Here is a 3,796-nt window from a genome sequence, read left to right on the forward strand (position 1 = left end):
TTTGAACTTGAAATTTGGCTTTCAAAATATGATCTAAAGTATTCTAAAAAATTTAGAACAAACTATTGACAATTCTTATAGTTTTTCTTTCCTACGATGGTAACCAAGGTTTTAGGTTAAAAGGACATTTGATTATAAGCATATTGGAAAGCCTTTAGCACGTCCTTTGGAGCTTGGTCATAGGAAACTGAAGATTCTAGATTGCCCTTGACCACAATACGGTTGGTCGCAGCTTGGTCGGTACACGTCACCAAGGTTACCTCAGATTGCCCAGGACTGTCGTTTAGCACATCTGAGCGGTCAGGTGCTACTGACTCCACTGACGTGATGACATAGGTGTAAATCATTGATTTGTCCGTCAAATAAATCGTCATGCCAGTTTTAGCACGTTCAAGTGGTGAAAAGAGCATTTTAGACGAACCTTCCAATTCAAAAACGTGATGGCTGGCGAGTGCGTAATTATTGACCCCGCCCATAACTTGATTTTTCTTCATCGTCCCAGCGCCGTAAGATAATTCTGTATTGCCCAAGCCTTTAAAAATAGGAAGATTGATGTCTAAATCAGGGATGGCAATTCCACCAATCGCAGGCAAATCAACCTGACTCGTCTGATTTTTTAAAACAGACTGCAAACTGATTGGCTCAACCGCTGAAAAATCATAAGTCACGTCTGCCGACTGGTTTTTTTCCAGTGTTTTTTTAGATACTTTTTCGATTTGGTAACGATTTGACTGGCGACCAATCAAAAAATTACAAATAGACTGATTAAAAATCAAGGCTAGACCAACGACGATTAAAACAAAGCAGATAAAGACTTTCAGAGTTGTTTCGAATCTTCTTTTCATATCCTTATAGCCTTATGCTTCATCATTTTCTTCTTCGGGATGGACGAGGGTAAAGGTCATGATTTTAGAATCTTGGTACAATTTCATGACTTTAACGCCCAAGGTTGAACGACCTGTTTGCGAAATATTAGACACACCTGTACGAATGACAACACCTGTATCTGTAATAACCATGATATCCTCGTCACCATTGACAGTTGCTAGACCAGCTAACAGACCATTTTTCTCAGTGATCTTAATAGTCTTAATACCTTTACCACCGCGACCTTTAGTTGGGTATTCAGATGCAGCTGTACGTTTGCCGTAGCCCTTCTCTGTAATCACAAGCACTTCTTGGTCATCTGTGATGCGTGAAGCACCCACAACAGCGTCACCCTCACGAAGATTTACCCCACGAACACCTGAAGCTGAGCGGCTCATACTACGAACAGCACTTTCTTTAAAGCGGACACTATAACCAAAACGTGTTCCAATGATGATATCATCATCGCCGCTTGTTCGGATAACATTGATTAACTCATCACCGTCTTTAAGGGTAATAGCCTTCAGACCATTTTGACGAATATGCGCAAATTCAGACTCCTTAGTTCGCTTGATAATCCCATTTCGTGTCACAAAGAAGAAATAATTTTCTTCTGACTCAGCTTGTGTGGCTCTGATGATGGTTTGAACCACTTCGTCCTCGTCCAATTTCAAGAGATTGACAATTGGTAATCCCTTGGCACTGCGACCGTATTCAGGGATTTCATAGCCCTTCAAACGGTAAACACGACCACGATTGGTCATAAAGTAAACGTAATCGTGAGTATTTGTCGATACCAATTCTCGCACAAAGTCATCGTCATTGACACCTGTTCCCTTGACTCCACGACCGCCACGTTTTTGCGAACGGAATTCGTCTTGAGAAAGGCGTTTAACGTAACCATTATCAGACAAGGTGATGAGAACATCGCTTTCTTCAATCAAATCTTCATCGTCTAGTGAAAGCACTTCTCCCACCATCAATTCTGTACGGCGAGGGTCAGCATATTTACGCTTAATCTCGTCCATTTCTTCTTTGATGATCGCAATAATACGCTCTGGTTTGGCTAAAATATCCGACAAATCAGCAATCAAAGCCAACAAATCATCGTATTCATCTTGGATTTTTTCCCTTTCCAAACCAGTCAAACGACGCAAACGCATATCAAGGATAGCTTGACTTTGACGTTCTGACAATTGGAAACGTTCCATCAATTCTTTTTGTGCCAAAACATCGGTTTCGCTATTGCGGATAATGCTAATCACTTCGTCCAAGTGGTCTAAAGCAATCAGCAAGCCTTCCAAGATGTGAGCGCGTTTTTCTGCCTTTGCTTTATCAAATTTTGTGCGGCGAACAATCACATCTTTTTGGTGCTCGATGTAATCAACAATAATCTGTTTGAGTGATAAAATCTTAGGCACACCATTTTCAATCGCCAGCATATTAAAACTATAATTGGTTTGCAAGCTGGTCAATTTAAAAAGATTATTCAAAATCACATTAGCAGAGGCATCACGACGCACTTCAATAACAAAGCGAATACCTTCGCGGCTTGATTCATCACGTACCGCTGTGATTCCTTCGATACGCTTTTCTTGCGTCAAACGCACGATGTGTTCGTGTACCTTAGTTTTATTGACGCCATAAGGGAACTCCGTCACCACGATACGCTCACGACCACTCTTAGTTGTTTCAATCTCTGCACGTGAACGCAGGATAATAGACCCCTTACCTGTTTCATAAGCTTTGTAAATCCCTGAACGTCCCATTACCAAAGCCCCTGTTGGGAAATCTGGTCCAGGCAAGACTTCCATCAATTCACGCGTCGTCACGTCAGGATTATCCATCACCAACTTAACCGCATCAATCGATTCGCCTAAGTTGTGCGGTGGGATATTTGTCGCCATACCGACGGCAATCCCTGTTGCACCATTGACCAACAAATTAGGAAAACGCGATGGTAAGACCAAAGGCTCACGTTCGCTACCATCGTAGTTATCTTGGAAATCAACTGTTTTTTTGTTGATATCACGCAACATCTCTAGCGCAATTTTGCTCATTCGGGCTTCGGTATAACGTTGTGCCGCTGCACCATCACCATCCATTGAACCAAAGTTTCCGTGACCATCAACCAACATATGACGATAGCTCCACCATTGAGCCATTCGAACCATAGCTTCATAAATCGAAGAATCACCATGAGGGTGATATTTACCCATGACATCCCCTGTGATACGAGCTGATTTTTTATGCGGTTTATCAGGCGTTACTCCAAGCTCATTCATTCCATAAAGAATGCGGCGATGAACAGGCTTTAACCCATCGCGAACATCTGGCAGTGCGCGTGCGACAATAACAGACATCGCATAATCGATAAAACTTACTTTCATCTCTGAGGTTAGATTAACGTCAATTAAATTCTTATCCTGCATTAAGGAAAAACTCTCCTCCTCTACTGTAAAACTCTTCTATATTATACCATATTTTTCCTAGAAACGACATGGCTAGCCAAACTTAGATTGACTACACTAAAATAAAATTTCACAAAGTTTTTAGAATAAATTAGTGACATATCTCACGTAACGTGCTAAAATATAAACGTATGAGGCTTTAACCTCAAAAAAAGTTAAGGAGATGTTTAGATAATGACTGCAACTAAACAACACAAAAAAGTTATCCTTGTTGGTGATGGTGCCGTTGGATCATCTTACGCATTTGCGCTTGTAAACCAAGGAATCGCACAAGAACTTGGTATCATCGAAATTCCACAACTTTTCAACAAAGCTGTTGGTGACGCTGAAGATTTGAGCCACGCTCTTGCATTCACTTCACCTAAAAAAATCTACGCTGCTAAATACGAAGACTGTGCAGATGCTGATCTTGTCGTAATTACTGCTGGTGCTCCTCAAAAACCAGGTGAAACTCGTCT

At 41.3% G+C, this 3,796-nt stretch carries 3 protein-coding genes; 1 reads left to right on the forward strand and 2 read right to left on the reverse strand.

The genetic code is table 11. From position 1 onward, the window contains the following. Positions 1-116: 116 nt before the first annotated feature. Positions 117-845: a class A sortase gene (locus B3473_RS00195; RefSeq protein ID WP_154455502.1), complete on the reverse strand. Its 729-nt coding sequence runs from the start codon at positions 843-845 to the stop codon at positions 117-119. Positions 846-857: 12 nt separating this feature from the next. Continuing rightward, positions 858-3,299 (reverse strand): DNA gyrase subunit A, encoded by a 2,442-nt coding sequence (gyrA, locus tag B3473_RS00200; protein WP_154455503.1) that lies wholly within the window; start codon positions 3,297-3,299, stop codon positions 858-860. Between the two features lie 213 nt (positions 3,300-3,512). On the opposite strand from gyrA, the gene B3473_RS00205 reads away from it, so the two are divergent. After that, positions 3,513-3,796, forward strand: a 284-nt coding sequence (locus B3473_RS00205) for a lactate/malate family dehydrogenase (RefSeq protein WP_414717672.1), incomplete at its 3' end; no start/stop codon positions are given.

Source organism: Streptococcus sp. UBA632, assembly GCF_002300045.1.
GTDB lineage: Bacteria > Bacillota > Bacilli > Lactobacillales > Streptococcaceae > Streptococcus > Streptococcus alactolyticus.